Source organism: Pseudomonas sp. 5Vm1k, assembly GCF_056161485.1.
In genome coordinates, this window is sequence record NZ_JBSPCZ010000007.1 from 152,620 (window position 1) to 176,034 (window position 23,415).

Annotated in this window: 17 protein-coding genes and 1 pseudogene; 3 read left to right on the forward strand and 15 right to left on the reverse strand. The window is 50.0% G+C overall.

Annotated elements, in window-relative coordinates:
- Positions 1–191 precede the first annotated feature (191 nt).
- From ACWIKB_RS16005 to ACWIKB_RS16015, 3 genes are all read left to right on the forward strand, one after another.
- On the forward strand, positions 192–1,670 hold the full coding sequence (locus ACWIKB_RS16005; protein ID WP_475268049.1) for an MBOAT family O-acyltransferase: 1,479 nt from the start codon (positions 192–194) through the stop codon (positions 1,668–1,670).
- Between the two features lie 11 nt (positions 1,671–1,681).
- Positions 1,682–3,256 (forward strand): alginate O-acetyltransferase AlgX-related protein, encoded by a 1,575-nt coding sequence (locus ACWIKB_RS16010; protein WP_475268051.1) that lies wholly within the window; start codon positions 1,682–1,684, stop codon positions 3,254–3,256.
- A gap of 181 nt (positions 3,257–3,437) precedes the next feature.
- Positions 3,438–3,995: a TetR/AcrR family transcriptional regulator gene (locus ACWIKB_RS16015; protein ID WP_475268053.1), complete on the forward strand. Its 558-nt coding sequence runs from the start codon at positions 3,438–3,440 to the stop codon at positions 3,993–3,995.
- Here the strand turns inward: ACWIKB_RS16015 and fabF are convergent.
- The 15 genes and pseudogenes from fabF to ACWIKB_RS16090 all read right to left on the reverse strand — a co-directional run bounded on the left by fabF (position 3,992) and on the right by ACWIKB_RS16090 (position 23,331).
- Complete coding sequence (gene fabF / locus ACWIKB_RS16020; protein WP_475268055.1) at positions 3,992–5,266, reverse strand: beta-ketoacyl-ACP synthase II; 1,275 nt, start codon at positions 5,264–5,266, stop codon at positions 3,992–3,994. The genes ACWIKB_RS16015 and fabF overlap by 4 nt on opposite strands.
- Before the next feature lie 32 nt (positions 5,267–5,298).
- Positions 5,299–6,093, reverse strand: a complete 795-nt coding sequence (locus tag ACWIKB_RS16025) for an SDR family NAD(P)-dependent oxidoreductase (RefSeq protein WP_475268057.1) — start codon at positions 6,091–6,093, stop codon at positions 5,299–5,301.
- A gap of 239 nt (positions 6,094–6,332) precedes the next feature.
- Positions 6,333–7,367: pseudogene (ltrA, locus tag ACWIKB_RS16030) on the reverse strand (group II intron reverse transcriptase/maturase); the annotation flags it as partial.
- A gap of 516 nt (positions 7,368–7,883) precedes the next feature.
- Complete coding sequence (locus ACWIKB_RS16035) at positions 7,884–8,219, reverse strand: ComEA family DNA-binding protein (protein ID WP_475268059.1); 336 nt, start codon at positions 8,217–8,219, stop codon at positions 7,884–7,886.
- Positions 8,220–8,332: 113 nt separating this feature from the next.
- Positions 8,333–10,327, reverse strand: a complete 1,995-nt coding sequence (locus ACWIKB_RS16040; RefSeq protein ID WP_475268242.1) for a polysaccharide biosynthesis protein — start codon at positions 10,325–10,327, stop codon at positions 8,333–8,335.
- Positions 10,328–10,438: 111 nt separating this feature from the next.
- Positions 10,439–11,461 carry an MraY family glycosyltransferase gene (locus ACWIKB_RS16045; RefSeq protein ID WP_475268061.1) on the reverse strand — a complete coding sequence of 341 codons (1,023 nt, stop codon included), beginning with the start codon at positions 11,459–11,461 and terminating at the stop codon, positions 10,439–10,441.
- Between the two features lie 111 nt (positions 11,462–11,572).
- The gene (locus tag ACWIKB_RS16050; RefSeq protein WP_475268063.1) at positions 11,573–11,974 is read right to left on the reverse strand and encodes a GtrA family protein; all 402 of its coding nucleotides are present in this window, start codon (positions 11,972–11,974) and stop codon (positions 11,573–11,575) included.
- Positions 11,971–13,257 (reverse strand): NAD(P)/FAD-dependent oxidoreductase, encoded by a 1,287-nt coding sequence (locus tag ACWIKB_RS16055; protein WP_475268065.1) that lies wholly within the window; start codon positions 13,255–13,257, stop codon positions 11,971–11,973. The genes ACWIKB_RS16050 and ACWIKB_RS16055 overlap by 4 nt, the downstream gene beginning before the upstream one ends.
- A gap of 2 nt (positions 13,258–13,259) precedes the next feature.
- A complete protein-coding gene (locus ACWIKB_RS16060) occupies positions 13,260–14,210 on the reverse strand; it encodes an NAD-dependent epimerase/dehydratase family protein (RefSeq protein ID WP_475268067.1) in 951 nt (316 codons plus the stop codon).
- Positions 14,207–16,135 carry a glycosyltransferase family protein gene (locus tag ACWIKB_RS16065; RefSeq protein ID WP_475268069.1) on the reverse strand — a complete coding sequence of 643 codons (1,929 nt, stop codon included), beginning with the start codon at positions 16,133–16,135 and terminating at the stop codon, positions 14,207–14,209. Before ACWIKB_RS16065 ends, ACWIKB_RS16060 begins: the two co-directional genes overlap by 4 nt.
- Positions 16,136–16,159: 24 nt before the next feature.
- Entirely contained in the window at positions 16,160–16,900 is a 741-nt protein-coding gene (locus ACWIKB_RS16070; protein ID WP_475268070.1) for an SDR family oxidoreductase, read from the reverse strand.
- Entirely contained in the window at positions 16,897–18,213 is a 1,317-nt protein-coding gene (locus ACWIKB_RS16075) for an FAD-binding oxidoreductase (protein ID WP_475268072.1), read from the reverse strand. Before ACWIKB_RS16075 ends, ACWIKB_RS16070 begins: the two co-directional genes overlap by 4 nt.
- Positions 18,210–19,631: a UbiA family prenyltransferase gene (locus ACWIKB_RS16080; protein WP_475268073.1), complete on the reverse strand. Its 1,422-nt coding sequence runs from the start codon at positions 19,629–19,631 to the stop codon at positions 18,210–18,212. Before ACWIKB_RS16080 ends, ACWIKB_RS16075 begins: the two co-directional genes overlap by 4 nt.
- A gap of 380 nt (positions 19,632–20,011) precedes the next feature.
- Positions 20,012–22,000: a class I SAM-dependent methyltransferase gene (locus tag ACWIKB_RS16085; protein WP_475268074.1), complete on the reverse strand. Its 1,989-nt coding sequence runs from the start codon at positions 21,998–22,000 to the stop codon at positions 20,012–20,014.
- On the reverse strand, positions 21,997–23,331 hold the full coding sequence (locus tag ACWIKB_RS16090) for an ABC transporter ATP-binding protein (protein ID WP_475268075.1): 1,335 nt from the start codon (positions 23,329–23,331) through the stop codon (positions 21,997–21,999). The genes ACWIKB_RS16085 and ACWIKB_RS16090 overlap by 4 nt, the downstream gene beginning before the upstream one ends.
- Positions 23,332–23,415: the final 84 nt, after the last annotated feature.

Below are 23,415 nucleotides of genomic sequence, written 5' to 3' on the forward strand. Positions count from 1 at the left end.
TCGTGACCGTTACGCAAACCGATTCAGGCCCATGCCAACAGTCAGGGGCATACTTTCCGAAAATCACCGGACAATCAAAGATGACCTTTATATCGCAACGAGTGGACGCATTTTAAAGGCCTTCCCGCCGACCAAAAAACATAAAAACAATGTACGACTATTTAGCCGAACATTTTGATACGAGACGGAAAATGGTATTCAGCTCTCCCACCTTTATATTACTTTATTTACCGATTGTTTTTTTTATTTACTTCCTTCTAAACAAAAAGCGACTGGTGCCTGCGGGTAAATGCTGGCTTGTCGCTGCAAGTTTGTTTTTTTACGGTTATTGGAGCGTTGCTTATTTGCCCTTGCTTCTCGGGTCTATATTTTTCAACTTCATAATTGGAGGCGCCCTGTCACCCGCCACAACGGGAATCAGACTCAAACTCTCTAGAAAAACCATACTTTCAATAAGTATCGCAATCAATCTTGGGTTGCTCGGCTACTTTAAGTACGTAAACTTTTTTATCGACAACATCAACAGCATTTCGAACCTAGGCATTGGATTCCAACAAGTAGTTCTCCCGCTCGGAATCAGCTTCTACACCTTCACCCAAATTGCGTTTTTGGTGGACAGTTATCGTGGAGAGGCCAAAGAGTATGACTTTATAAATTACGCACTCTTTGTCACGTTTTTTCCGCACCTCATTGCCGGTCCTATATTACATCACAAGGAAATGATGTCGCAGTTCCAATCCCGCTGGACGCTTGCCATCAGATACCGCAACATTTTGATGGGGTTATTTATTTTCAGTATTGGGCTATTCAAAAAAGTCATGATCGCAGACACCTTTGCAATTTGGGCAGATGCCGGATTCCAGGCAGGCGCACAACACGACTTCTACAGTTCCTGGGCTACCAGTCTTTCCTATACCTTTCAGCTATATTTTGACTTTAGTGGTTATTGTGACATGGCCATCGGCGCCGCTCTTTTATTCAACATTTGGCTTCCGATAAATTTCAACTCACCTTACAAATCATTGGACATTCAGGATTTCTGGCGCCGCTGGCACATGACGCTGAGCCGCTACCTTCGCGACTATCTCTATATACCACTTGGCGGTAACCGCTGCTCTTCACTACGGATTTACATAAACTTAATGATTACCTTCGTGCTAGGAGGATTGTGGCACGGGGCAAGTTGGATGTTTATTATCTGGGGTGCATTGCATGGTGGCGCCTTGGTTGTACACAGAGCCTGGAATCAATTCGGTATGCGTTTGCCAAAAGCACTTGCATGGCTGACCACATTTATTTTCGTGAATATAACCTGGGTATTCTTCAGAGCGCATTCACTGGACGACGCCTTTAGAATACTTACCGGCATGGTGAGCTTCAAATCAATGAAGACGCCCATCAGCGACGTCCCGACGTCGAGTCTGGCGTGGGGAGGGACACTGGAGGATCAATTGTTAGCGGTTCTTCCAACCGGGATTGCTGTAAATATAATCTGCTACCTCATGATCGCTTTCGGCTTCGTAGTTATCAGCCAGAAAAACTCCTTTGAACTGACCACACAAGGACGTATCGGCTGGTCAAAAATAGCCTATATGTCGATACTGTTCAGTGCAGCTATTTACTCAGCAATTTTAACGACCAGTTCTATTTTTCTATATTTCAATTTTTGATCGGCGATAACATGAAAAATAAAATTTATGCGTTCCTGGTCTTGATATTTATATCACTGACCTTAGTGCCGATAATTAATCTGCTATCCCATGGCACCCGCACAACACAACCAAATCAAGCTTGGTGGTCACGGGCCAATTTATACAACACCGATTTTATTATGCCGACTCTCGGCCGTATATTTTACACATTCAGTATCTCTATCGATCCCAAGCAAGTAATAATAGGACGGGATGGCTGGTTTTATCTTGGGGACGCGTATGCCAAGTCCATCACCGCAAAAAGAACCGGCGTGACCCCCGCCAGCATTATCATCAACAACCAAGTCACTGACGCCACAAAGTCTTGGGCAGCTTGGTACAAAGATAATGGTGTGAGCGCTTACCGAATCATTATCGGGCCTGACAAAGACACACTTTACCCGGAACATCTGCCGGCCTGGGCAAAACACTCACCATTGTCCCTTACTGATTATCTGATTAATCATGCAAATATAGAAAACTACATTAACCCCACCGAAGCATTGCGCCAAGCCAAAAGCAGTCATCCTACTCCGCTATATTATAAAACTGACACGCACTGGAACTATGTAGGGGCTGGCATTGCCTTTGAAGAACTCGCCAAAAACCTTTCCATTACACATCCTGATTTGATCTGGCCGGACCAGGCCGCCGGCGTCCCTTCAAGCATCATCGCCAAAACAGGCGGCGACCTATCCAGATTCCAGAGGATAAGTGATTCGGTGACCGATGAAGAAGTCATCGTCGATTTCATTCACAAAAATCCGATTCCCGTTGAGCAATACGAGTATGCAACTGGAAAGCTCCTGGTTTCAGGAAAAAACTCAGCCATTGAGGCGTCACGACGACCACTATTGGTGAAATCGGAAAAGGCATTGAACAAAAAGAAAGTATTATGGCTACGCGATTCCTTCGGAAATGCTATGGCGCCATATATGGCAGCTACTTTCAGCGAAACATTGCAACTGCATTATGCCTATACCAGTCATCGAGAGATAACCGAACTGGTTGAAGAATACCAGCCAGATTATGTATTGGTTACAGGCGTTGAACGCGAGATTTTGAGCACATTCTTTCAGCAGCCAGCCCCATCACTATCTATTTCGAAGACCGTCACACAGTATGAAAGTATCGCTAAAGGCATTCAGACGGGCTCCAATGACCTAACCAAACAAGGTAATGAAAACACCTACAAAGTCAGCGGCCCTGACCCTTTTATTATCTTTAAACTTTCCGAAACTATCGATCCTGATCGTGCGAGAAAAATTGTCATCAACGCTCGTTGCCTCAACGCTACAAAAAGAATGCCTATCCAATTGTTCTGGCGCACAAAAGAGTCCGAATTCAGCGAAGTCAACAGTATTCGCTTTTCAGCGAACGATGGGCTGACATTGCTGACCTTCGCTACAAACTCTCCTTGGGCGCAAAGCGCCCCCATCACCGATCTCCGCCTCGATCTGGATGCGCCAGGTGAGTGTGCCGACGTTTCGATAGATGCACCTGATATTGGGTTGAAACACACCATTAAAACTCAAATAAGTCGTAGCGAACAGACACGTAACTGATGTGTCTTCAGAGACCGGTATCCGGTCTTGGGCTTACTGGAGGACAAGCGGTAGGCCCTGGGTTCGAATATCCAGTGACAAGCGCAGTTTTCCGGCTCGATTCACGCTAAACGCAGCGTAGAAGTAAAATCGACATCCAATCAAGATTGTTTAAGATGGCGCATTGTTGCGGAGATTTGAAATGCGTTACTCGCAGGACCACAAAGCCCAGACTCATCAACGCATCATCAAAGAAGCCTCTGCACGATTCCGTAGGGATGGGATCAGCGCGACCGGTCTTCAGCCATTGATGAAGGCGTTGGGGCTGACTCACGGCGGATTTTACTCGCACTTCAAGTCCAAGGACGAGTTGGTGGAAAAAGCTCTCCAGGCGGCTGGTGAAGAACTAGATGCTCACTGCGCAATGCTATTCGCCAAGGAACACCCACTTCACGCGTTCATCGACAGCTATCTATCCGAGTGGCATCAGACGTCGCCTCATCAGGGGTGCCCGCTGCCGACCATGTCATCGGAGCTTGGTTTACGCGGGCAGCCAAGCCCGACCACCGATGTCGTACTCAATGCGCGATTGGAACAAGTGCAAAGCACGTTTGAAGGCGAAGATGCCAGAGATCGCAGCATCGTCATCATGTCGACGCTGGTCGGGGCGTTGCTGCTATCACGCAGTGTCGAGAATACCGAACTGGCTCAGCGTATTCTCGACGTCACGAACTCTTACCTCAAGCAGCTAGGCGGCTAACCCTCCCAGCGTCTGAAAAGCACGCTGGCATTGACGCCGCCAAAACCGAAGCCATTGGATAGCGCGTATTCGATCGGCATTGACCGCGCAGCGCCATGAACGATGTCTACACCTACGGCGGCCGGGTCGGGGTTATTCAGATTGAGAGTGGCCGGGACAATTTGATCACGAATCGCCAACAAGGTAAAAATCGCCTCGATCCCGCCGGCTGCGCCAAGCAAATGCCCTGTAGCCGATTTTGTCGAAGTCACTGCCACCGATTTATCCGTACCAAACAACGCTTTGATAGCCGCCAACTCTCCCAAATCCCCGACAGGTGTCGAAGTGGCGTGAGCGTTGAGGTGTTGAACCTGCTCCGGGGAAATACCAGCCTGGGCCAAGGCCAATGACATCGCCCTGCGTGCACCATTGCCGTCTTCGGGGCCTGCGGTCAAGTGATAGGCATCTGCGCTGGTACCATACCCGACCAGCTCGGCCAGCGGTTTAGCACCACGGGCCAAGGCATGCTCCAAGGACTCGATCACCAGTAAGCCAGCCCCCTCGCCCATTACGAAACCGTCGCGACCACTGTCAAAAGGTCGTGAGGCGCGCTCCGGGGTTTCATTGTAACCGCTGGATAGAGCACGAGCCGCAGCAAATCCGGCGAGACTGACGCGATCGATCGCCGCCTCAGCCCCCCCACATATAGCGATATCTGCTTCACCGCAGCGAATCAGACGCGCAGCATCGCCAATCGCTTGAACCCCCGCTGCGCATGCAGTAACCGGCGCACCAATGGGGCCTTTGAATCCATGCTGGATTGACACGTGGCCCGCCGCGAGATTGACCAAAAATGACGGAATGGTAAATGGAGACAATCGTCGAGGGCCGCGGCTGTCGGTGGTGCGTACCGCGTCGGCAATCGCACCGAAGCCACCTACTCCTGAACCAATGATGGTCGCCGTACGCTCTTGGGCATAGGCATCCAACGCTTGCCAGCCTGCCTGGTCCAAGGCCTGACGCGCAGCCTCCATGGAGAAAAGGATGAAACGATCCATCTTCTTCTGCTCTTTGGGCAGCGTCGCTAGGTCAGGGTCAAAACCCGCCTCTGCATCTTCCAACAGCGTTGGCACGCAGCCTCCGACCTTGGCCGGCAGATCGCTGACGATCTCATCCGGCAGATTTCGCAGACCGGAGCGCCCGGCCAACAAACGCGACCAAACCGCTTCTACACCGCTACCCAGCGGCGACACCAATCCCATGCCGGTTACTACCACTCGACGATCACTCATAACACAAACACCTCCAGCCAATTCATGACGCCTCATTTGTAGCGTGCGGCAGCTCTGTCTCTGGACAGGTTCGGCGCCATCACTAGGCGGGCCGCAACAAAAGCATCCCACTCGCCGGCATCCGGCAACGAAGGAATGGTGATCAATTCTCCCTGGTCGAGACCGGATAGTGCGGCACCAACCATTTCTCCAGCCTCCATAATCATCTGCGCCGGAATGCCGCTGGCATCAATGCCAGAGCGCTCCCAGATTTCTGTACGTGTAACGCCAGGTAACACCGCTTGAACCTTGACCCCGGTGCCTTCAAGTTCGGCATTCAATGATTGAGTCAAACTCAGAACATATGCCTTGCTGGCACTGTAAGTCGCATTAAACCGCTCGGGAAATAGCGCCACAACTGAGGCAATGTTGATGATCGTACCCCGACCCGCCTTAGCAAAACTGGAGGCCGCAGCCGACGCCAATCGCGTGACCGTCGTAACATTCAACTGAATCAAGCGCTCCAACTGCTCCATATCGGAGTTGGCCAACAATCCATCGGCCGCAACACCCGCGTTGTTCAACAACAGACTGATACTGGAGTCGCTACGCAAACGCTGTTCAATCTTCAGCACATCGTCCTTGTACGTGAGGTCTGCCTTGAGCACCTCGACCTGAACGCCATGTTCATTTCGTAATTTGATCGCCGCAGCCTCCAGCCTCTCTTGATCACGGGCGATCAACAACAAATCGAAACCACGCGCCGCCAGGCGCTCGGCATAAATGGCACCAATACCGGAAGACGCACCGGTGACGAGCGCGACACCTTGGGACTGGGTGGAAGTCATGGCTAAGCTCCGGGGAATGTTTAGGAAAGCGAGCACCGCTTTTTCAGGGCGCTGCAACGGACGATGATTTTATTATAGGCATAATTCAAATGTAATATGATAGCCGTAATTTCAAAACCGACAATTACGGCGTCTCGGACACCTTGATCAATCGAGTAGGAGGCGGTCCCGCGACCGCGTCCTCTCACACCACCGTACGCACGGCTCCGTATACGGCACAGATTATGCGATTAAGCCCTGCGTGTCCTCGCAGAGGGCCGTTTCCATTGCCGCAGCAGAGCACAACGAAGCTTGTGACGCCCCCATCCATCAAGTCTCTCCAAAGCACGCTTGCCCTGAGTGAGCTTGTAGTAGCCACCCACTCTCGCAGCACAGGGTTTATTCGCTCAATGGTATAGGTCATTTTTCTCCCTCGTGCTCCGCGCAGAAGCGCCCCGAGCCGATCTCGTAAGTGACGCAGACTCATCGTTGCCACTCGCAAACTTGGCTGTTGATGCCAGCTCATCCATAGCCCAAGTAATCACACATCCACGACCCGGCCACTCGCCTCTTGTCCCGATTCAGTGTCAGTTTCAGGCGCTGGATCAGGAAACGCTCAACGCCGGCCATCACTAGTGCGTCGGCACGGCGACTGCACACATTAATGTTGGTGTCGTCGGCATAACGTACGAAACGTTGACCCCCGCCGTCCCAGTTCGCTGCCGAGTTCATTGAGGAAGATATTCGACAGCAACGGCGAGAGCAGGCCGCCTTGCGGCGTGCCTTCCTGCCGTCGGCTGACGAGTCCGCCTGACATCGTCCCCGATTCGAGATAACGACGGATCAGCGTGAGTACCCGTTTGTCTTCGATTTGACGCTCGATGTAAGCCATCAATACATCGTGTGTTGACCCGATCAAAGAACTTCTCCAGATCAAGTTCCCACGCACCAACGGCAACCAGCAGCCACATGGGCGCGGGCTGTTTTGATGGTTTGGTGGTTTGGTGGTTTGGTGAGCGATTCTGCCCGGACTAAAGCCGCAGCTATAGTCCAAGAACAAAGGGTCGAAGATCGGCGTGAGTTGTTGCAGCAGTGCCTGCTGAATCAGGCGATCCACGACACTGCGGATACCCAACTTACGGGCTCCGCCTTCGGGCTTTGGGGATGTCTACGGCACGCACACCTTGCGTGTGGTATACGCCGGCCAACAACCGAACCTTGAAGGTTGGCCAGAACTGTTTCACGAAGTCCTCTAATTGGTTGACCGTCATGTCATCGGCACTCGGCGCGCCTTTTTACTGACTACGCGTTGAGACTCTGACACCTACCGGCGGCATAACCTGTTCGGCCCTTGGTGACACGGTTATTCACCACTTAATACGGCTTCGGCAGACCTCTACACACTCATCCCATCGCCTTTCGACGCCCAGTAGCACTGTGGCAAATGAGCAGATCTCCCAGGGTAATTCGCGCGACCTTCCTGCTTATGCCTGTTGGATTTACGTCGTAGCGTTCCGTGCAAGTATTGGGCTTTAGTGAACATTGCCACCTTACCCAACTACGCTGCCTGATCCGCTTCCTATTCGTCCGGCCAGCATTTTGCCTCAGGCGTCCTTCAGATTCGCAGTCACCCGCGACACCCTTGCCTCTGGCTAACACTTCCCCTTGCGGGTGCGTAGAGGACCTTCACCTCCAAGTCGCCAGCAAGGCCAGCAAGGCCAAGCTGGTTGCGCTTAGGCACAACGCGCCATGCCTGGCGCGCGATGCAAAAAGGCCGGTCAATGACCGGCCTCTGGCGCTGGCAGATAAATTTAGTTCACCTCAATCTTTTCGCGGTTTCGATCGAGAATTGCCTTGCCGATCCCTTTCACTTCCAACAACTCATCTACCGAAGCAAAAGGTCCATTACTCTCACGATATGCAACAATCGCCTTCGCCTTGGCCTCCCCTATCCCCGCCAGCTCTCGTTGCAGTGTCGGTGCATCAGCCTCGTTGAGATCGACTTTTGCGGTGGTAATCTTGGCGGCAGCGTCCACCATAGCGGGCACTTTCACAGTCTCAGTTGTGGGGGCTGGTGCCGCTACCGCGGCAATTGATGCGCTAGTGAGCAGGGCAAAAAACAGAGAGTAGAAATATCCTGTACGCATAATTGAAGCTCCATGACATCGATTGGAATAAGCAGCTTTTCCGAAGCTGCCTTCCAAACTTAGGCGATGACATGGATCTGTCAAAAATGTGTCAGTTACAGGATGTGAAACAATCAGGGTTCCAGGTGACGTTGCTGGTAAATCCAGTCAACAATCTCGCCGTCAGGCATATAGCCGCTGACCGTTTCACGAAGGAGTTGGCGAACGCGAGAATAATCGTCCTGCTCGACAGCAATCAGCAATTCCGTCAAGCGCCCCTTGAGAACATCCCAAGGCAGATGGTCCTCGCTGGCGCTCATTATCATCGGATGTCGGGTGGCTGCCACGTTGTCGCCGATCAACAACTCCTCGTACAACTTCTCGCCAGGGCGCAAGCCGGTAAACTCGATGGAGATGTCGCCATGTGGATTCTTTTCCGAGCGAATGCTCAAGCCGGACAGGTGGATCATCTTCTCGGCCAACTCGACAATTTTCACCGGCTCCCCCATGTCCAGCACGAATACTTCGCCGCCCTGGCCCATGGAGCCAGCCTGGATGACCAGTTGCGCCGCTTCGGGGATAGTCATGAAATAACGGGTAATCTTTGGATGAGTGACCGTCAAGGGGCCACCAGACTTGATTTGATTGTGGAAGAGTGGGATCACCGAGCCGGAAGAACCCAGGACATTGCCGAAACGTACCATGGTGAAACGTGTTCTATTCACATGGCAAACATTGGCTTTATCGCCAAACAGCACGGGAGCCAGCTCATGGCTCAGCGCCTGAAGTGTCAACTCGGCCAGACGCTTTGTGCTGCCCATCACATTAGTTGGCCGCACTGCTTTATCCGTGGAGATCAATACGAAGTTGGCAACACCCGACTGCAATGCAGTCTGTGCAGTATTGAGGGTGCCAATCACATTATTGAGCACGCCTTCGGCAATATTGTGCTCCACCATCGGGACGTGCTTATAAGCGGCCGCATGATAAACCGTCTCCACGCGCCAAGTCTTCATCACATCCAGAAGCTTTTCTTGATGTCGAATTGAACCGAGTATTGGTAACAAACGCACTGACAGCGACTCCCGACAGACCCGCTGCTCCAGCTCTGACAAAATGCTGTAAAGGTTGAACTCACTGTGGTCAAACAACAAAAGGGTCGTCGGCCCCAAAGAGCATATCTGCCTGCAAAGCTCTGTGCCGATCGAGCCGCCGGCACCAGTCACCATGACAGTCTTACCCTTGATACAACGCTCGAGCAGGTCAGGTTGTGCCGGCACCGCATCGCGTCCGAGCAAATCCGCAATATCGACTTCCTGGATATCATCGACCTTCACTCGGCCACTGGCCAGATCGGTGAAATTCGGGACACTACGAACGTGAAGCGGAAATCCTTCCAGTAGATTGAGGATTTCTCTGCGTCGTGCACGGGTGGAGGATGGCAACGCCAAAAGAATTTCCTGAGCCCCGGTCACATCAATCATTTGTTGAATATATTTGGGTTTATAGACTTGAAGGCCTGAAATAGAGCGATCAGCAATGCTTGCATCGTCGTCGACGAAGGCGACCGGACGCATAACCCGCCCCATTCTCAACGCTGCCACCAATTGATTACCGGCAACCCCGGCACCATAAATAGCTACTTTGGTCAGCCCGTCATCGCGATTAGCAAAGGGCACATGTTGCGCAGCAGTGAACCAGTCCCCCATGAAGTACTGACGCATACAAAGGCGTAGCCCCCCGATAACCACCAGACTAAGCCACCAGTAGTTGAAAATAATGGAGCGTGGTACGACCGCTTCGTGATTGCTGTACCAATAGACAACAAGGGCAAGGATAAGTGACGAGAGGCTGACGGCCTTGATGATCGCAATGAGCGCATCATTGCCAAAATAGCGCATCACCGCTCGATACATGCCGAAACGGATAAAGAGAGGAATGGCAATAACAGGAGCGCAGGCGAAGAGCCAGAAATGCACTCTGAGCGGATTGTACATGTCATCAATGCCAAGGCGGACAATGAAGGCCAGCCACAGAGCAATCCACACCAATACAACGTCAGTAGCGACCTGAATCAATCGCTTTTTGCGGCGTGGAAGCCCAAGCAGATAAACCCTTATTTTGTCCATAAACCCGTCACTCACCTCTAAATGCTCCCTCAAATCGGCCAAATTGCTACATTGAAACCTGCGGAAACACCGGTAGCACTGTAAACCTAAATAGCACCCGCATAGCCATCTCTACGCTTGATCAGCCTCGAGCTCACCAGCCCGAAACTTTACTGCCAGAAACAACAGAGGCGCATAAGCCAAAATGACCCCAATACTCCCTTCGAGTTCAAAATGTGTCACGCACAGAGCGATGGGTAGCAGCCAGAACAGATTAACGAAGCCGACCGCAAGGGTCACGGGCAAATGCTTACCGAACCGACGTGAAGCAAACTGATACGCGTGACTGCGATGGGCTTCATAGACCTTGTCACCTCGAAACAGGCGACGAAGCAAAGTGAACGTTGCGTCAACGATAAATACTCCCAGCAGGATCAACCAAGCCCATAGCAACTGAGGTCGCTCCCATGCGGCCTGCAGCGAAAGCAGCCCAAGTATGATCCCCAAGAAGCCACTGCCAGCATCCCCCATGAAGATCCGGGCAGGTGGAAAGTTCCAGCACAGAAATCCAGCAACGGAAACCGACAGCAGCAACGGTGCCCAGATCAGGCTTTGAGCCCCATCAATCCAATATAACAAGCTGGCACTTAAACAAACGCATATCGCCTCGACACTGGCGATGCCATCAATACCATCCATGAAATTGTAGAGATTGAGCAGCCATACCAAATAGATTGCCCCCAGGACATTTCCGGCCCAGCCCAACTCCAGACTCATACCGAAAACGCTGATCGGTGGCAATCCGCCCAGCCAGTATAAGCCCCAAGCGGTGGCGCAAAAATGCCCTAAAAGACGCCAGCGAGCAGCGATATGGCCATGGTCATCCATGAACCCGATAGCGGCGATCAGCCCGCCAGCGCCGACGTTTGCTGCGAAGACGCTGAAAGAGATGAGCCCGCTCGATAGCATCAACCCCAAAGCCAGCAAGAATGCCAGCACAATGGCAACCCCGCCTCCCCGCGGTGTAGGGACAGTGTGAGAGCTGCGGGCATTAGGCACATCGAGCAAACTCTGCGCCAGTGCATAACGACGAATAAGCCACGTCAGAAAAAATGAGACGCCGGTGACGATCGGCACAATCCAACCATTATTCATGAATGAAGAAATCCTGAAATAGCCGTGATCCTCTTGACCTCTCGTCGCACTTGGTTGCGCGGAGACATTGGATGACAGATAAATAAAAGTCCTTCGTCACGCGCTTGGACATCATTTGAATGACCATCGTTTATGTCCAATGTAGCTGGTGAAAACAGGCACCGCCACCCCCACTGCATGAGCTATTTCGTGTTGAAATGAGCTGACCCCTAGTGTAGGTAAAACATAAAAAGCCAATCCGAGGCTGATCGCCCAAGTTTGTGCAACCGCAACTAAATTGACCAAGATAAAAAACAAAATTGATCGCTGTGTTGATTGCTCACTTTTAGTAAAAACAAAGCATTTTATCAGACAGAATGCAGTAATCATTCCGGTGATATACGCGAAGATAACTGCTGTAGAGAAGTCAAACCACAGGCTATACAAAATTCGTGAGCCGAAGTTTACCGCTGCCGCAGCCCCGCCGGTTAACAGGAATACAAGAAACTGACGCGATGCAAAGTGCTTGATCAACGACTTGCGTCCCGTGCCAAATTTCTGCCAAACCCAATACTCTCGGAAATCCCGCGATCTTCAGGGTAATAATAAGATGTATCGGCAACCCACAAACCTTCAACTGGAAGGGATACCGGCGGAAGCCTATCCAGGTAACCGGGATCACAAATAGGTTGTGCGTAACGATAACGACTGGCACGCAGCTCGATAAAGTCCGAGTCCGACAACGCAGGGTTTATTTTTTTCAGATAGGTTCGCACTTTTTCAATGAATACGGCGTCGGAGTCTCTAAACTTCGGATTATCACCAGGCATATAGAAGGGAACATACACGATGTGCTGCCCCAATGGACGCAGATTTGTATACTCAACTAGCCCTGGAATATCCATTTCCGGATCGTTCGTATTCAGCCAGAAGTTCTCTGTGAGTGCTTTGGTTAGTTTAACAATCACGCATACAACAGCTACGTTCTTCAGAGACTCGAAACGAGCCAGTACATCAGCTGGCAAGTCAGGCATAATTTTCGGTACGTAAGGCAGAGGAATCGTACTGATCACCTTATCGAAGTGTTCGATTTGCCCCGCCACCTTGACACCATGGACCTTATTACCGTCCATTAGCACCTGCGTTACAGGCGAGCTCAGACGGATTTCACCACCATGGGCTTCGATGTCCTTTTTCATGGTTTGAAGTAATGTATCTGACCCTCCTTCCAGGTATCCAAGCTTCTCGCGGAACAAACTAAAGCGCGAACGACCGATACGTCGAATCCGGCTCCAGATCCAGGCGGCAGATAGATTATCTGTGTACTCATAAAACTTATAGTCGAACAGACGGCGCCAAAGCACCTCCCAGGCTTCAGCCCCCACCCAACGCTTGATCCAGCCAGTAGCCTCTACGTTGTCCAGAGGCCGCCAGTCATTTCGCTTGGTGCAGAGAAAGGCGTGAAAGCCATAGCGAATCTTGGCCACCATACTCAGGCCACGAAACTTCAGCAGCGCGACAGGATTACCCCAGGGCTGAAGTTCGTTCTGATACCAATAGCCCATCTTCGTTTCTACCCAACGCATTTTGTCAGACAGGCCCAACTCGCCGAGAACAGTGAGAAAAGCGTGATCTGAAATGCAATGGAAGTGATAGTAGCGCTCGATGCTCAGGCCCGAAAAATCAAAAGCGGCAGTCATGCCGCCCACCCTGTCATCGGCCTCGAAGATAACCGGGGTATGACCATCACGGGCCAATTGATAGGCCACCGCCAATCCCATGGGCCCAGCACCCAACACTGCTATACGTTGACCCATGATTAAAACTCCAGAATCACTTTGCCATACACCGGATCATTGAACGTTTCGTTGATCGCATCAGCAAACGGCGTACAAGGTACGTTGAATATCCCAGGCCAATCGATCACCTCGAATTCATCTTTCGCACTGAGCGCCGCAAGTTGTTGAGTTGTAAAAGGAGGGTTTTTGTCAAATAGCGACCAGATCCATATTAACGAGTAAAAAATCCCGTACGGAATATGAATGATTGGTGTTTTCGCACCAATACTGTGTTTTATTTGACGAATAATATCTACGTAGTCAACTTTCTCGTGCCCCGTAATATTGTAGATACCAGGACCAACGCGTTGCTCGATACAACTAATAATCACATTACAAAAATCGCCAACATAAAGGGGTTGACGCATAAAACGGCCGTTACCGGGAATAGGAAATACTGGCACACGTTTCATGAATCTGGACAGCCATCCCAGATGTTTTCGATCAAACCAACCAAACATTAACGTAGGACGCAATATAGGGCATGCCACACCACTATCAAGCACCATCTGCTCCTGCGTTTTTTTGCTTCTCGTATAGAAGTCGTCCGCGACAGACTCCACGACCGAAGAACTGACATGCACAACATAAGGCGAGCCATTGAGCTGAACGGCGTCAAGAATCAGCTTTGTAGTAGTGACATTGTTACGTACAAACTCTTCGTAATCGTTTCCACCGATCTGCGCCTGCAGCATCACCACGACATCGGCGTCAATGACGTGTTTCTGCCACTCGCCAGGCTCCGCGAGATCCGCGTATTGAACCAAAACATCTGGTTGGACTTGTTTCAAAATAGCTAGGTTCGCCCGATGCTTATCAAGAACGGTAATATTGGTATAACCTTTAGCTCTTAATCGCGCGACCAAATTCTGACCTACCAGGCCCGCCCCTCCCGGAATTACGATGCGACTGCCAATCTTAATACTGTTCATTTATTAACCTGCAATTCTTTACGAAACTGGCAAGATTCCAGTCGCTTATCGACGACTCTGGCAACACCGACCTGGTAGTTACCTGGAAGGACGGCATTGATCATCACTCCAAAGCCTGAGGGACCTAGATTTGGAACTGCAAAATACTCGCTAACGTCAACCCTTGGAAATTGGATTGTGTCGTAGAAGGAAGTCACTCCTGCGGAATTCGTCAGTGTCACGTAAACGGCTTCCGGCACAAGATTCTGTTTACCCGATGTAGTAGTCCAGCCACGTACCCTCATCGTGTTTACCACTTCTGCTCCCTCGGTCCCAATATAATCGAGGCTTCCTTCACACGTAGACACATCAGTCTTCGGATAGTCCAGACCGAGTTGTTTTTTCTGCAATGCGACGTAGCATCCAGCTACTTCGGAAACCTTCCATCGAGGATCATTAACCAGACCTGTTAGATGTTGCACATGGGGCTTTCTGGCATCAGGACAGATAACTTCGCCCCCCAGAACGGCGCCCCCCAGGAACGATTCTGGATTTTCCACCACAGCACTGTAACCTTTGAACCAACTCGGCACTGTGAAAGATCTTCGCTCCGAGTAATAGGAAAGAACCGAACTCCAGTCATTTCCAAAAGCAACGAAAGCCTGATCTTCCGTTATACCCCGCTTCAAAACCGAAGCAATATTCAAATCTTTGGAATTCCCTGTCGTAAAGGTTTCTTTCACACTTGTGAAATATCCGTTTGCGAATGAAATGTAGTTATTAATGACCAAGGCAAGAAAGATGCAAAAAATCCAACTTTTACTTTCCGCGCTACTCTGCATTCTGTCGGCGAGGGCCAACGCCAAGGCAAAAACCAGAAAAAAGACATTAGCACTCTGATAATAATTATGAATCAAGTGCAGATTGGTAAAAATCAAAAACGGAGCCAGACCCAAGACCAGCGAGACGAAAACCGCTCGTCTCAACATCGCAGTTTTGGAGCAAATCAAAGCACCAACAATAACAAGTAAACCTACGAAACCGGAAAAGTTATCCTTTAGTACTCGCCCCCACAAGACGTCATCGTACAGCTTCATGGAGAACCGTTGCTCCAACGTTCCCCAGTTCCATTTAGCCAACGCGGCAGAAGTGATTGAACGACCAAATTCGCTCTCCACTTTCACGACATCGGTGTATCGGGTCCAACCGTATCCTATCGCAAGCGGGACAGCGAATAAGACGATGCACCAAAGGATATTTCTAGGCGTAATCGATTTTAGCAAGCTCGCGTTTTTATTGAGCTCATAGAAAAGAAAGAGCAACGCCATTACCGCCAGTACAGCGAAACCTGTGGTCGCTTTCTGCAAGATCGACAACACAATGAAAAGGACGAACAAAGCAGCGTAAAACCCGTTGTGTGAGCGAATAAACGATACAAAATAATCAACAGCGACTACTGCAAAAAACAGCGCCGCTGTCTCCATCATGAAAGTTCGCCCCCAAAACAAGTAGATAGGCGTAGAAAACAGCAAGGCTACAAAAATATAAAAAGCAGAATCATCGAAAGAAAGCTTCTTGCATATTGATTTAGCCGGAAAAACGCACAGGGCCAAGAAGACGAAGGAGGTGACACGTCCGACCGTTCCCAACTCGAGCCCAGTCAACATCGAAAAGACCGAAACAATATATTGGTACAATGGAAACTCGAACGGAATGGACCATGGCGCACCTCCAACAGGCGTTAAATATGCCAGGCTAAAACCACTCTTGATAAACCAATATGAAGTCAACGCTGTTTGCGTTTGTCTGAATGAGTGTTGCTCCAACAGGGGCTGCCCTGAATAGTATAGCGCGATAAACGCCGCAAAGCCGAAAGCCAGCAATGCAACTAGCCGCACACTTTGCTCAATCGTTGTAAACTTTGTAAAAAAAACATTAAATTTCAACACACACCCCTGCTGAATATCGGCTTACAAGCTTATTCTTTTGAATACGATGTTTGGTACCAGCTTGATAATGAGCATTATCAAACTCCAAAAACGTGGTGTGTACAGAACGGCTGTTTTACGCTGCAGGCCTACCATGATCAACTCAGCTACGTCTTCTGGCTTAGCCAATAGAAGAGAAGGCAACTTCAAGCCCTGAGTCATTGGTGTATCGACGAAGCCTGGCTTGATCGTCATGACATGGACACCCAGCTTGAACATTCTGGGACGAAGTCCCTCACAGAATGTTGAAACTGCCGCCTTGGCAGTACCATACAAATAATTGGAAGGTCGGCCTCTGTCGCCAGCAACCGATGAGATTATTGCCATTGCACCACAGCGCTGACGCTCGAACTGGTTCGCCAACACCGTCAACAGACTGATGACCGAAGTCCCGTTGTTTTCGAATTCTTTCAAGGCGAAACTCACGTCTTGCTCGCACAGTTTCTGATCGGGCAGCGTGCCATGAGCAATCAATGCTATATCAATTTGCTGGAGGGTCTGGACACCACGTTCAACCATCTCGTTGTGAGCATTCAGGTCAGCGATATCCAACTTATAGACCGTTACTGCTTTTGCACCGCGAGCCATTAAATCGGCAGCCGTCTGTTCAAGTTTTACCTCATTACGTGCGACAAGGAAAAACTCGCTACCCTGTGCCGCCCACAATCGAGCACATGCATTCGCGATCGCTGAGGTCGCGCCGATGATCATAACTCGTTTCATGCTGTTACTCTTCTCCAAAAGCGGGAATTGAGGGACGGGTCGCGCAGCGCTTCCAGTTTCTCCCAGGATGGGTAAAACTGACGGAAATCCGTTCCTTGCATGTGCGCGTCTTTGGCGGGATACAAACGTCCCCCAGCCTCTCTCACGATGCAATCCAAACGAGAAAACAATACCTTTTCCAACATCGGATTCTGCGGAAAATCCAAAGCCAGCGACGTACCTGGGCGCGGAAATGACAGTAAGCCGGGAGATGCGATATCGCCGCATCGCTTAAGTACCGCAAGAAATGAGCCTTGTCCGGAACCGGCAATATCTTTCAGCAATTCACGCATGGCGGCTTCGGACTCGTTTTCCGGTATTACGCACTGATACTGTTGAAAACCCTTTCGACCATAGATTCGATTCCAGTGAAGGATGCGGTCTAGCGGATAGAAAAAAGGCTCATAGTTAACCCTGCTATCCGCCCGTACAGCTGGATGCATGTGCCAATAGGCAACATTGAAAGCCTTTAGTGTAAGCTGATTGATAAGTGAAACTGGTGGTAATACAGGCACTAACAGTTTTGAACGGGCTTCAAGCTCCAAGCTCCCATAGGATGCATGGTCACCCACAATAAATACCCCGCGTCCCGCTTGACTACCTTTTGCCAGGCAATCGATCCACGCCACGCTATATTCATGGAGTGGGTCCAGTTCACTAGACAACGCAAAAAAATCTGACAGATTATCGAAGCGCACTACCGAGCTGTCGATCTGGCTGGAACGTATGGGTATCAATTGGATTTCCCCCCAACTGATCACTCCCGTAAGTCCTAATCCGCCTATCGTGGCAGCGAACAGCTCGGCATTCTGCGAAGGGGAACAAACAAGTAGTTCTTGACCACTGCGTAAAAGACCAAAACTGCGAACATGATTACCGAACGTTCCTCGTACATGGTGATTCTTTCCGTGCACGTCGTTCGCAATCGCGCCCCCAAGAGTCGCGAACTTCGTGCCAGGTGTCACGGCAAGAAACCAGCCCTGCGGAATTGCCAACGAAAGAATTTCAGCAAGCGTCACACCAGCTTCAGCTCGAACAACTCCATTTACCCAATCGACCTTAATAAACTTATCCAATGCTCGCATAGCGAGGACATGCCCACTAGCAGCCATACAACTGTCGCCGTAACTTCGCCCGTTACCAAATGGAAGGCTGTCACCGTGAACGCGCGCAACGCTTTGAAGCGCCTGCGGAATATCGTTCTGCCACTGACAGGAATGTCCTACTTGCGGTTCATAGGGATAACGCCCCCATGATTGGTACAAAGCTCTCATGCGGCCGCCCAGAAAACGAGACAGAACATTGCGCCGACCATCAGACTCACTCGGTCCCGTATAGCAAATACCACCGGGTCATCGTGCATTTGCCCCCGGTGAGTCAACATCCACACCCGCGTGACCCAAAACAGGAGTAGCGGGCAAGCCAACCAAATAATTTGGGGATGAGAATAAAGGCTCGTGGTCGCTTGATCATGTATATAAAGCGCCAACACCATCACCGCCAGGTAACCTGATGAAGCCCCCAATGAGGAAATCATCTCCAGATCGCCCGGGTAGTAACCGCGTCCTCTGGTCTTTTGGGTATGTCCTTTGCGCCTTGCGTCCCCCAGCTCAGCGTAACGTTTGACCAGTGCAAGACTGAGGAACATGAACATGGAAAATGCCAGGATCCAGAAGGTCAGCTCCAAACCAAACGCAGCAGCCCCGGCAATAATACGTAACGTGTAAAGAGCTGCCAGTGCGATGACGTCCATCGCCATTTGCCGCTTTAACCAGAGGGAATAGGCAAATGTAAGGACGTAATAGGCAACTAACGTCGCAACAAATTTCCAGGGCAGTAAAAGTGCGGCGCCGACGAAAGCGCCTATCAAAAATACGGGAAAAACCATAAGGCCTGTCCCTATGGACAAACGGCCAGAGGCAAAAGGTCGATGACGTTTGGTACCATGATGCCTGTCATCCGCAAGATCCAAAAGATCGTTGAGCAAATAAACGCTAGAGGCGCAAAGCCCGAAAAATACAAACGCTAGGATGCCTTGCCACAGCAACAGGTAATTGCTCAACTGATGAGCAGCCAATAGAGGGACGAAAATCAATATATTTTTCATCCACTGGTGCAGACGCAACGCCTTACGCCAGTCCTTAAAGCCGGGCACGTTCGAACGTATGACCTCCTTGACATTGCCCATTGACTGGGCGCGTCGCTCTACCCCCCGCTCCGGATTCACTACATAAGCTTCCCGGGCAACCTCCCAGACAGACACGTCATCAAGGGAGTTACCAACGTAATCGAAGCCTTTCAGACCAAAGTTTGCTACTAGCAAGTCACGCTTGCGATGTGCTGACAGATTCACTTCCTCATTGGAAGCGAGCACTTGATCAAAAACATCCAAATGAGTGGCAATGCGGTCAGCCAAGGAAATGTGACTCGCAGTTGCCAAAACTACTTTTCGTCCAGAACTGCGAGCTGACTGAATAAGGGTTAATACGGCAGGATCGTAAGGGAGAACGCTGACATCGATGTCCACCTCCCTAGCGAGATTGGCCTTCAGCGCAGCCTTGCCCTTAATGAGCCAGTTAAATAATTTGAAAAATTTTAGAGGACGATGGCGAACAAACGCCAACCCCGTTTCCAAGAGTAAATCTGATCGCAACAGGGTGCCGTCGAGATCGACAACGAGAGGGGTATTCAAACTGTAACTTCCTTGAGTGCGACTCTGGCTGCACCTGTTTTTAGTGATCTTGAGCTAGAAACCTCATCAAGCCCTGATGAAACAACCGGAGCAAAATCAATTCGCTATCATGATTATCATTTTGGTGGGAGAAATTACCACAAGGGCCAGTCTTTTTCACGACTCAAAGCCCGCTCCATCTGCTGAAAGGTTCATCGCCCAACTTCTTTTCCTTGATTTCATTGACTCTGTCCGATCTCCCGGTCAAAAAACCTATAAGTCGTAACACCGTGCAGGCATGCGAGTGGACAGGTTCTTGAAGAGCTGAAAACTGGCAAACCGGCTCGCAGCTCAGCTGAAACGCTGCGAATCCGTCGCCAATTTGACTAGCCAAAACAGATTCAATCCTTCGAAAAAGGTCGAACCACTGAATGCAGCCGGCTCGCGACCTTCCAGGTCGTCGAAGTTTTTATCGAGTTAATTTCTTCGGACAACCGCAAAACTTCTTCCGATAACCGTAAAGCATTTTGCTCACCTTCAGCTACTGCCGTCTGCATGTGCTCAAGCTGCTCCCGACGTGAGTCATTCTGCCCCTCCAGCCATTTTATCTGCGCCAAATAGGTATCGGACAGATTCTGCAACTGTTCGACAAATTCAACTAATGGTCTAGTGTGGGAGCGGGAACGATCAAGGAAAGTCGGCAATTTATGCACCGACCAGTCAGCATATCCAATTGGAGTATTAACTACGCCGGAAGCGAATGTCATGAACTCAGCCTCTTGACAGGCATACTCTTCGAATACCACTTCGGTGAAATCGAATCCCAAGTGAGCAAAAACCTCACAAAATAGTTGGCCCTGATTTAACCAGCGCATATCTGATGGAACGGCAAAGCTGGAGACCATCCGAATTAACGTGGTCAACGAACGAAAGGTCAAATACCCCAGAGAAATATCATTTTTAATCGACCACTCCTGATCGATGATCGCATGACCAGATTCAGACAGAATAATATTCTGCGGAACGGTGTCCAGGAAACGACCAGGTACTTTCTGAGTGAGATCCAAATCAGATCGATTCGAAATCCGGCTGCCTGTTTCACTCAATAAGATTTGAAGATAGTTGAAAAGAAACTGTGCTATCTGCTTTGCAGTCCAACCCGGCACCTGCACGACCCTAATGAAGTCGGCACTCATTGCTCGGCCAGAAGAAAATACTTCAACAGGTATTTCATAACGATAGGAGCTTTCGGAACTCAGTGGCAATACATCGGGACAGAGGCGATGATGCTTTACACTAACGCCATCGGCCCCTTGAGTGAACTCCGCAAACTTACAGAATGCCGCTTGCCTTTCGCTGGAATAATGAACTGCAAAAGTATCGGCATCGAAGATCGAATTGTCATTAGCTGAAGCAGGTGAAACGGCAAACAAGAAGGAGTTCGCAAGATCGGGAAGCAACTGATTCTGACCGATGACCGTCCACGCGCATTCGAGAGAGAATGTCAATTGATCGGAGGATGTTTGAACATCTCGCGAAGCAGTCTGAGCGGCAAGGACCGAACCATCAAAGGGGCACGACTCTGCACTGGCAGCAGGCAGAACCATACTGGTCGCAAGCTTATAGTCCGGGAACGGAAGAGCCAGTTCAACGTGCTGAAATCCCGCCTGACGGAATCGACGGGTGAGTTCCACTCGACCGAAAGTTTCAACGCCGGGACGCTCGTAAAGCCCTTGAATACCGACCATCGGAACACTCAAGTGATCTTCCGGTGCACCAGCGAAATACTTAAGCCCCAACTGGTTTTCAATAGCAACCACCAAAATCCCGTCTGGCTTCAACAACCGCTTGGCTGATTCCAGCATGGACTGAACCGGATCTTCACCATCGCCAAAGACGCCGGAATACTCTAGAACACCGATTAAAGTAATGACGTCAAATCGAAAGGTGGTGTTGAATCTATCGAAGTGATCGTTAACAACCGTCACATTCGTCAAGTCTCGGGTCCGCTCCGCCGCAATCATTGCACGACGGCTACTGCCTTCTATGGCGACGATTTCGCCGCCATTTTCACCCAAAAAGCGCGTTATCGCACCGCATCCGGCGCCAATCTCAAGCACGCTGCCTTTTAAACGCTGTGCGAGAGGCCGGAGAAGGTTTCCACGTGACGCACTCAGATGATAACGGGTCGGCCAGTCAGTACAGGCATCACGAAGTTCATTCGAGAAAATAGAAACATCTAACGCCTCGCGGATAATTCGATATAAGGTGTTTTCCGTTCCGTCGCCATCACTATAGTTGAATGCTGCGGGCGTAGTTCGGGTCCATATCCGTTGATCCGACTGATACGAATATCCCAATGTAGAAAAATCAAGAGATGAACTGCTCATTCTATACTCATCCCCATATTCAAATTTGTAAGTCCAAAAAAGCGCGAGTCTGTGTTGACCGCAAAATGAATTGAGTCATATCGACGATCATGTGGAATGATTTCCTCTCCTTCACGAGTGGCAAGTCCCAGCGAGATAAAGAAATCGCCCTCCCCTAAGTTGCAATTAAAACTAATGTTTGCTGTGAAGGTCTTTCCACTTTCATATACGGTTTGAACACCGTCGCACTGCAAAAGCTCAGAATTGCTACCAAAAATAGTGACACCGTCTTTAGTCTTTATGGTCATACCCAGGATAGGACGCATCAAGGGAAGTAGAATCTTGACGGCAACCTTCAATGTGACCTGCGCGCCATTCTTAACAAGGGCGGGATATTCAACTCCCTCACTAGATAGAGAGAAGTCGGTAATTTTTGCACTCCCGTCCCCCCACCGATACTCATACGAATTGTAAAGCGGGCGACCAGCGAAACTCTCATCATCAAATAATAATTGAGTCGTGTCCGAAACTACAGGCTCGACTGATTCAACTTTATCGTCAACAGAAACTACCTCTTCCGCAGAAGCGGGAATTTCAGCTTGCTTTTTCTGCTCCCTACCGAACAACAAATCCAGATAGCAATTGATCACATCACGTGGATTACCCTGTGTCACCATTTGTCCTTGATCAAGTAATACTGCACTAGAGCAATGGGTAACCACCTGTTCGCTGCTGTGCGTCACCAACAAGATGCTAGTTCCGCTCTCTTTTAGCCTTTTCAACCGGTCAAAGCACTTCGCCTGAAATTTCGCATCCCCGACCGCCAATGCTTCATCAACAATCAGAATTTCTGGATCAATTTGTGCTTGCACTGAAAACGCAAGTCGAACGAGCATGCCACTCGAATATGTTTTTACGGGTTGATCAATGAAGTGACCGATGTCTGCAAAAGCAGCAATGCTATCAAAACGATTATCAATTTCCTCTTGAGTCAGGCCAAGAAGAGCCGCGTTCAAATAGACGTTTTCCCGCCCCGTAAAATCTGCGTTGAATCCAGACCCCAACTCAAGCAAAGCGGCAACACGACCATGGCTGGAAACCAAGCCACTGGATGGCGTCAATGTACCCGCAATGATCTGCAGCAGGGTCGATTTACCGGATCCATTGCGTCCGACAATACCGACAGTTTCCCCGCGCGGGACCTCGAACGAAATATTTTTCAACGCCCAAAACTCTCTGAAGAGGTTTTGACGTCCACGCATGATCATTTGTTTTAGACGATCCTGAGGATTGTCGTAAATGTGGTAGCACTTACTGATATCTGAAATGATGATCGCGCTATCTGATGACATTACAAAACCTATAGTGTTTTGGGAGCGGCAATACCACGCTCAAATAAAACAACTGGCACCTTAACCAGTCGAAAACAAACTTTC

Coding starts and splice junctions, on each gene's coding strand:
- ACWIKB_RS16005 (WP_475268049.1), top strand. CDS start 192: ATGGTATTCAGCTCTCCCACCTTTATATTACTTTATTTACCGATTGTT.
- ACWIKB_RS16010 (WP_475268051.1), top strand. CDS start 1,682: ATGAAAAATAAAATTTATGCGTTCCTGGTCTTGATATTTATATCACTG.
- ACWIKB_RS16015 (WP_475268053.1), top strand. CDS start 3,438: ATGCGTTACTCGCAGGACCACAAAGCCCAGACTCATCAACGCATCATC.
- fabF (WP_475268055.1), bottom strand. CDS start 5,266: ATGAGTGATCGTCGAGTGGTAGTAACCGGCATGGGATTGGTGTCGCCG.
- ACWIKB_RS16025 (WP_475268057.1), bottom strand. CDS start 6,093: ATGACTTCCACCCAGTCCCAAGGTGTCGCGCTCGTCACCGGTGCGTCT.
- ACWIKB_RS16035 (WP_475268059.1), bottom strand. CDS start 8,219: ATGCGTACAGGATATTTCTACTCTCTGTTTTTTGCCCTGCTCACTAGC.
- ACWIKB_RS16040 (WP_475268242.1), bottom strand. CDS start 10,327: ATGGACAAAATAAGGGTTTATCTGCTTGGGCTTCCACGCCGCAAAAAG.
- ACWIKB_RS16045 (WP_475268061.1), bottom strand. CDS start 11,461: ATGAATAATGGTTGGATTGTGCCGATCGTCACCGGCGTCTCATTTTTT.
- ACWIKB_RS16055 (WP_475268065.1), bottom strand. CDS start 13,257: ATGGGTCAACGTATAGCAGTGTTGGGTGCTGGGCCCATGGGATTGGCG.
- ACWIKB_RS16060 (WP_475268067.1), bottom strand. CDS start 14,210: ATGAACAGTATTAAGATTGGCAGTCGCATCGTAATTCCGGGAGGGGCG.
- ACWIKB_RS16070 (WP_475268070.1), bottom strand. CDS start 16,900: ATGAAACGAGTTATGATCATCGGCGCGACCTCAGCGATCGCGAATGCA.
- ACWIKB_RS16075 (WP_475268072.1), bottom strand. CDS start 18,213: ATGAGAGCTTTGTACCAATCATGGGGGCGTTATCCCTATGAACCGCAA.
- ACWIKB_RS16085 (WP_475268074.1), bottom strand. CDS start 22,000: ATGAGCAGTTCATCTCTTGATTTTTCTACATTGGGATATTCGTATCAG.
- ACWIKB_RS16090 (WP_475268075.1), bottom strand. CDS start 23,331: ATGTCATCAGATAGCGCGATCATCATTTCAGATATCAGTAAGTGCTAC.